Here is a 6852-nt window from a genome sequence, read left to right as displayed (position 1 = left end):
CCTATATATCGAGGCGATCGGGGCGCTTCTTCGCGGAGCCCGACGGGAGATTCTTCCGAGGATAACGATGCCGACCTCCCCGCCCGATTCCGAGAAGCGGTCGAACCGCCCGCCCGTCGCACGCGTCCGGCCCGCCCGAGCGCATGCGGTACTCACTCGCACGTGTCGAACAAGAGGAACAACATGAAATTCCGTCATTCCCTGCTGTCGGTGTCGATTGCATCCGCGCTTGCCCTCCTCTCGCAACAGGCCGCCCAGGCCGCCGATTCGACCGACGTGAAGGTCGGCTTCGCCGCGCCGCTCACGGGCGTGAACGCCGGTTACGGCAAGGACCTGCAGAACGGCGTGCAGCTCGCGCTCGACGACGCCGTCGCGCAGAAGGTGCAGATCGCCGGCAAGCCTGCCCACTTCAACCTCGTCGTGCAGGACGACCAGGCCGACCCGCGCATCGGCGTGCAGGCCGCGCAGGCGCTTGTCGACCAGAACGTGTCGGTCGTGGTCGGCCACTTTAACTCGGGGACGACGATTCCGGCGTCGGTGGTCTACGACAAGGCCGGCATCCCGGTGATCGATCCGGCCGCGACCAACCCGACGCTCACCGCGCGCGGGCTCGCGAACATGTTCATGGTGATCGCGACCGACGGCCAGAACGCCGGCAACGCGGGCAAGTACGCGGTCGACGTGACGAAGGCGAAGCGCATCGCGATCATCGACGACCGCACCGCGTTCGGCCAGGGCGAGGCCGACGAGTTCGAGAAGGCTGTGAAGGCCGCGGGCGGCAACCTCATCGGCCGCGAATTCACCAGCAACCAGGCGGTCGACTTCCGCGCGCAGATCACGAGCCTGAAGGCGAAGAACCCCGACCTGATCTTCTTCGGCGGCCTCGATTCGCTCGCCGCGAACTTCATCAAGCAGATGCGCCAGCTCGGGCTGAACGCGCAGTTCGTCGGCGGCGGCGGCGTGAAGGACAACGAGTTCATCAAGATCGCGGGCCCGGCCGCCGAAGGCGCGATGGCGTGGGAATACGGCCGGCCGCTCGACGAGTTGCCGCAAGGAAAGGATTTCGAACAGCGTTTCAAGAAGCGCTTCGGCGTCGACGTGCTGTCGTACGCGCAGTTCGGCTACGACGCGGCGTGGGCGGCGATCAAGGCGATGCAGGCGGCCGGCTCGATCGACCCGAAGGTCTATCGCCCGGCGCTGAAGAAGATCGACTTCGAAGGTGTCACCGGCCGCATCTCGTTCGCGAACGACGGCTCGCTGAAGAGCGGGATGTCGACGCTGTACCAGGTGAAGAACGGCGCGTGGAAGACGATCACGACGAAGGGAGGCTGATCGGAGGTGCCGGCGGCCGGCGGCGGCAACGCCGCCCGGCCCCGGTGATCGATGAATGGATATCGATCTTGTATGACGACTGATGTTGCGGCGATTCGACCGGGCCGGCGGCACGGCGGGCCGCGCGGCCCGATGCGTCAGCCGGCCTCGGCCTCGGCCGCCTCGTGCGCGCGGCGCAGCCGCTCGCGGCTGTTGGTGAGATGCGTGCGCATCGCGGCGCGCGCCGCTTCCGGGTCGTGGCGCGCGATCGCCTCGTAGATATCCTCGTGCTCGTGGTTCAGCCGGCCGACGTAGCGCTCCAGATCGTCGCCGGCAAAGCGGGCCGAATTCACGCGCGTGCGCGGGATGATCGACGTGCCGAGCTGCGTCATGATGTCGACGAAATAGCGGTTGCCGGTGGACTGCGCGATCTGCAGGTGGAACTGGAAGTCGAGCTGCGCCGTGTCGCGGCCGCCGCCCGCCCCCGATGCGATCGCGTCGAGCGCGCGCCGCAGCGCGGCCAGGTCGGTATCGTTCGCGCGTTGCGCGGCAAGGCTCGCGCATTCGCTCTCGAGGCTGATGCGCAGTTCCAGCACCGCGAGCACGTCGCGCAGCGTCGTGATCGTCGCCGGGTCGATGCCGAGCGTCTGGCGGCGCGACGGCTCCAGCACGAAGCTGCCGATGCCGTGGCGCGTCTCGATGAGGCCGCTCGCCTGCATCCGCGAGATCGCCTCGCGCACGACCGTCCGGCTCACGCCCTGCGCCGCCATGACTTCGGTTTCGGTCGGCAGCTTGTCGCCGGGACGCAGCGCGCCGTTTTCGATCTGCGCGGTCAGCGCGTCGACGACATCTTGTGCGAGGCTGCGTGCGCGACGGCGCGGCGCTGCGGGAAGCGTAGGCACGGACATGAGGCCGGTTCCTTTTTGAATGATCGTAATGTGGGCCGAGGGTTTACGCGGGGTTTGAGCGAAAGCCGATGATTCATTATACTGCGTCACAAGTCATCCGACGACTGATGATCGAAACACGGATCTCCTTTCGACTCAAGCGAGCATTCCTGCGTCGCCCGGTCCCATGCTTTACGATCAGCCAGCGTTCGCGTTCCGCGCTCCGCTGGTCAGGTTGTCGCTCCCACCCCGTTTCGGGTTGCGTCGACCTGCGGGGCTTGCGCGCCGCGCACGTCGGTTGTCGAATGATCGCACCTCCCGTCGCGCGCGGCAAAGCATTTGCCGCACGGCATTGCCCACCCTTTCGCCATCGCCGCCCATGAACGCCGTCACTGCCTCGCCCTCCCACGACACGCCGCGTATCGTCGACCTGCAAGCGATTCCGGTCGCCGGCCACGACAGCATGCTGCTCAACCTGAGCGGCGCACACGGCCCGTTCTTCACCCGCAACCTCGTGATCCTGAAGGACAGCGCGGGCCGCACCGGCGTCGGCGAAGTCCCGGGCGGCGAAAGCATCCGCCGCACGCTCGACGATGCGCGCGCGCTCGTCGTCGGCCAGCCGGTCGGCAATTACCACGCGGTGCTCAACGACGTGCGGCGCACCTTCGCCGACCGCGACGCGAGCGGCCGCGGGCTGCAAACCTTCGACCTGCGCACGACGATCCACGCGGTCACCGCGCTCGAAGCCGCGCTGCTCGACCTGCTCGGCCAGCATCTCGGCGTGCCGGTCGCCGCGCTGCTCGGCGAGGGCCAGCAGCGCGAGCGCGTCGAAATGCTGGGCTACCTGTTCTACATCGGTGACCGCACGAAGACCGCGCTCGCCTACCGCGACGGCAGCGGCGCGACCGACGACTGGACGCGCGTGCGCGACGAAGCCGCGCTGACGCCCGAAGCTGTCGTGCGGCTAGCCGAGGCAGCACATGCGCGCTACGGCTTCAACGACTTCAAGCTGAAGGGCGGCGTATTCGAAGGCGCGAGCGAGATCGAGGCCGTGACGGCGCTCGCCGAGCGCTTCCCCGACGCGCGCGTGACGCTCGACCCGAACGGTGCGTGGTCGCTCGACGAGGCCGTGCGGCTGTGCCGCGACCAGCATCATGTGCTCGCGTACGCGGAAGATCCGTGCGGCGCGGAGAACGGCTACTCGGGCCGCGAGGTGATGGCCGAATTCCGCCGCGCGACGGGGCTGCCGACGGCCACCAACATGATTGCGACCGACTGGCGGCAAATGGGTCACGCGGTGCAGCTGCAGGCCGTCGACATCCCGCTCGCCGATCCGCACTTCTGGACGATGCAGGGTTCGGTGCGCGTCGCGCAGATGTGCCGCGACTGGGGCCTTACGTGGGGCTCGCATTCGAACAACCACTTCGACGTGTCGCTCGCGATGTTCACGCACGTCGCGGCCGCCGCGCCGGGCCAGGTCACCGCGATCGACACGCACTGGATCTGGCAGGACGGCGAGCGGCTGACGCGCGAACCGCTGAAGATCGAGAACGGGCTGGTCGAGGTGCCGAAGCGGCCGGGGCTCGGCATCGATATCGACATGGATGCCGTCGCGGTCGCGCACGAGCTGTACAAGCAGCACGGGCTCGGTGCCCGCGACGACGCGGCGGCGATGCAGTATTTGATTCCGGGGTGGACCTTCAACAACAAGCGCCCCTGCCTCGTGCGCTGAGTGCGGGACGGACCGGGCGGCAGAGTCGCCCGGTCGAGCCCTGGGCCGCACCTGCCCGGGCAGGCCTAGCCGGCCGCACCTACCCGGCCAGGCCTAGCCGGCCGCACCTACCCGGCCGGCCCAATCCCCCGCGCCATCCCCGACGCGGCGAACACGATGACGATCACCAGCACCGCCTGCCAATGGCCGATCCGCACATAGGTGCGCGCACGGCCCAGATCGGGCATCTGATGCTGCCGCGCGGCGGCACGCCACCGGATCAGTCCGAGCATCGGCACGACCTCGAGCAGCAGGATCAGCACGAGCGCGGTCATCTTCAGGTGAAAGAGCGGTTCGTGCAGGTAATACGCGGAGCCCTTCTCGAAACCGCCGAACGCGCGCATCAGGCCCGTCGCGATCAGCACGAGCGCCGATAACCCCCACGCGGCATCCGCCTTGAATACGCCGGGCAAATCGGCCGCCTGCGCCGACGCGACGAGCCGGCGCAACGCGCGGTTACGCCCCGCGATCGCGGCAAACGCGACGCCGAACGCACTCAGGTGAATGGCAGCCAGCAACCAGCGGACGATCATCACGCCTCCTTGTCGCCCGCCTGCCGTGCGCGGGACTTGTCAGACGAGCTGTTTGAGCGCGGCGTCGAGCGCGAGCACCGCGACGCGGTCGCCTTCGGTCGCGAGCGGCGCACGCATGACGATCTGCCGGTTATGGCCGACGGCCGCCGGCGAATCCCACAGCAGTTCGACCTTCGGTCGATTGAAGAAGCTGCCGCGGCGCGGCGGCACGACGGCCGGCTGTGCGTCCGCTGCACCCTCGCCTGCGGCAGGCGCCGCCCGGCCGGGCCAGCGCACCGACAGTTCGCGCGCATCGTACTGGCCGACCTTGCGGCTTTCCATCCACACGATCGCAGTGCGCGTCAGCACGTCGAGCGAAATCGCATAACGGCCGACCGCGAAGCGGCGGGCAGCCACGTTGGTTCGCCACAGCGGCCGCGGGCGGCAGATCCACACGATCGCCGCATAAAGCGCCGGTGCGGCGACGAGCCAGCCGTTGGTCGCCGTCACCGCATGCAGCGCGAGGCGCCAGCCGTCCACCCAGACGAACATGCCGATCGACCACACGGCGAACAGGAAACCGATCAGCGCAAAGACGCGCAGTGCCTGGCGCAGCCACTGCGGCAGCGGATGGAACGGCCGTTCGGCGCGCGCGACGGCGCCCGGCAGCGCGAGCAACAGGAAGATCAGCAGGAGGTAGACGAAGGCCCAGGGCGACGACACCATCGCCGACAGCGACGAGCGATAGCCCATCTGGGACATCGAGAACAGCCAGCGCGCGAGCAGCACGAGACCGATCGCACGCAACGCGAAGATCACACCGGCGCCGGGGGCCGGCGCTGCGCGCGTGGATTTCGTTCTCGCCAAGACTGCTCTCCTCTGGATATTCGTGCGGGGCCGGATTTCACGGCACGGCCATTATAGGGACATTACCGTCTGGACAGACGGACGGATGCCCTGCCGGGCCGCTTCGGGGGCCGTTCGCGGCGTCAGGCGCGGCGAGAATACAACAGATCCGCGCCGCGGATGTGACAACGCCCCGCCGGGAACCCGGACGGGGCGTCGTTGGCAAGCCGCGCGCCGCAGCGCGGCGGCGGCCCGCAATCAGCTTGCGTTGACTTCGCGGAGCACCGTGCGGCGCTTCTGGCGCAGCAGTTCCTCGTAGCCCTTCACGTAGTTCTGCGCCATCACCTTCGACGAGAAGCGGGCTTCGAATGCAGCGCGGACCTTCTCGCGCGGCAGCGTATCGAGGCGCTTGAGCGCGGCAACCGCCGACAGCTCGTCTTCGACGACGAAGCCCGACACGCCGTTGTCGATCACTTCCGGCACCGAGCCGCGCTTGAACGCGATCACCGGCGTGCCGCAAGCCATCGCCTCGATCATCACCAGGCCGAAGGGCTCCGGCCAGTCGATCGGGAACAGCAGCGCGTGCGCGTTGCCGAGGAATTCGGTCTTTTCGGACTCGCTGATTTCGCCGATGTACTCGACGTGCGGCAGCGCGAACAGCGGCTTGATCTTCTCTTCGTAGTACGCGCGGTCAGCCTTGTCGAGCTTCGCGGCGATCTTGATCGGCAGGCCGGCCTGCTCGGCGATGCGGATCGCCGTGTCGACGCGCTTCTCGGGCGAGATGCGGCCCAGGAACGCGAGGTAGCTCGGCTTCACGTTCGGGATCGGCGTCAGCAGGTTTTCCGGCAGGCCATGGTAGACGGTCGACAGCCAGTTCGCCTGCGGCAGCGGGATGCGCTGGTTGTCGGAGATCGACACGACCGGCACGTCGCTGAATGCGTTGAAGATCGGCTGCAGTTCCGGCAGGTCGAGACGGCCGTGCATCGTCGTCAGATGCGGGACCGGCTGGCGCGAGAACAGCGAGAACGGGTAGTAGTCGATGTGGCAGTGCAGGACATCGAACTCTTCCGCGCGGCGGCGCACCTGCTCGAGGAGCAGCATGTGCGGAGCCATCACGTCGCGGATCGTCGGGTCGAGGCGCAGCGCCTGCGGCCAGCAGGCTTCGAGCTTCGCGGAGGTTTGCGAATCGCCGCTCGCGAAGAGCGTGACGTCATGCCCCATCTCGACGAGCGCTTCGGTGAGGTAGGACACCACTCGCTCGGTACCACCGTACAGTTTCGGGGGCACCGCTTCGTGCAACGGAGCGATTTGGGCGATTCGCATGCGTAACTCCTAAAAAATCGGCTAAAAACCAGGTATGGGTCGGCAACCTGCCGGCGGTCCGGGCTGGATGCGTGTCGTCCGAAGATCGGACGAATCAGCCTGCCGGGGGCGTCAAACCCGCGCTGCTCAAGGAGCGTCGGCGACGCGACAGGCATAGAACGTTTGAAACGAAGACCCGTTGACAGGGGTTCGTAAAAAACCT

At 67.7% G+C, this 6852-nt stretch carries 6 protein-coding genes; 2 read left to right on the top strand and 4 right to left on the bottom strand.

Annotation, left to right across the window (positions count from 1 at the left end):
- Positions 1-183: 183 nt before the first annotated feature.
- On the top strand, positions 184-1332 hold the full coding sequence (locus tag FFS49_RS32080; RefSeq protein ID WP_039348291.1) for a branched-chain amino acid ABC transporter substrate-binding protein: 1149 nt from the start codon (positions 184-186) through the stop codon (positions 1330-1332).
- Positions 1333-1469: 137 nt separating this feature from the next.
- On the opposite strand, the gene FFS49_RS32075 is transcribed toward FFS49_RS32080, so the two are convergent.
- The gene (locus tag FFS49_RS32075) at positions 1470-2219 is read right to left on the bottom strand and encodes a FadR/GntR family transcriptional regulator (RefSeq protein WP_039348294.1); all 750 of its coding nucleotides are present in this window, start codon (positions 2217-2219) and stop codon (positions 1470-1472) included.
- A gap of 358 nt (positions 2220-2577) precedes the next feature.
- On the opposite strand from FFS49_RS32075, the gene gudD reads away from it, so the two are divergent.
- Positions 2578-3930, top strand: a complete 1353-nt coding sequence (gene gudD / locus FFS49_RS32065; RefSeq protein WP_039348297.1) for a glucarate dehydratase — start codon at positions 2578-2580, stop codon at positions 3928-3930.
- A 107-nt stretch (positions 3931-4037) separates the two neighbouring features.
- Here gudD and FFS49_RS32060 read toward each other — a convergent pair whose 3' ends face one another.
- The 3 genes from FFS49_RS32060 to FFS49_RS32050 form a co-directional block, all read right to left on the bottom strand.
- The gene (locus FFS49_RS32060; RefSeq protein WP_105816290.1) at positions 4038-4502 is read right to left on the bottom strand and encodes a DUF2214 family protein; all 465 of its coding nucleotides are present in this window, start codon (positions 4500-4502) and stop codon (positions 4038-4040) included.
- Between the two features lie 39 nt (positions 4503-4541).
- A complete protein-coding gene (locus FFS49_RS32055; RefSeq protein WP_071334166.1) occupies positions 4542-5348 on the bottom strand; it encodes a hypothetical protein in 807 nt (268 codons plus the stop codon).
- 237 nt (positions 5349-5585) lie between these two features.
- A complete protein-coding gene (locus FFS49_RS32050; RefSeq protein WP_006476459.1) occupies positions 5586-6650 on the bottom strand; it encodes a glycosyltransferase family 4 protein in 1065 nt (354 codons plus the stop codon).
- Positions 6651-6852 lie beyond the last annotated feature (202 nt).

This window comes from Burkholderia sp. 4NA327C6 (assembly GCF_005502655.1).
GTDB lineage: Bacteria > Pseudomonadota > Gammaproteobacteria > Burkholderiales > Burkholderiaceae > Burkholderia > Burkholderia contaminans.
Note: the sequence above shows the minus strand (reverse complement) of the source record. Positions and strands in the feature narration are given on the sequence as shown.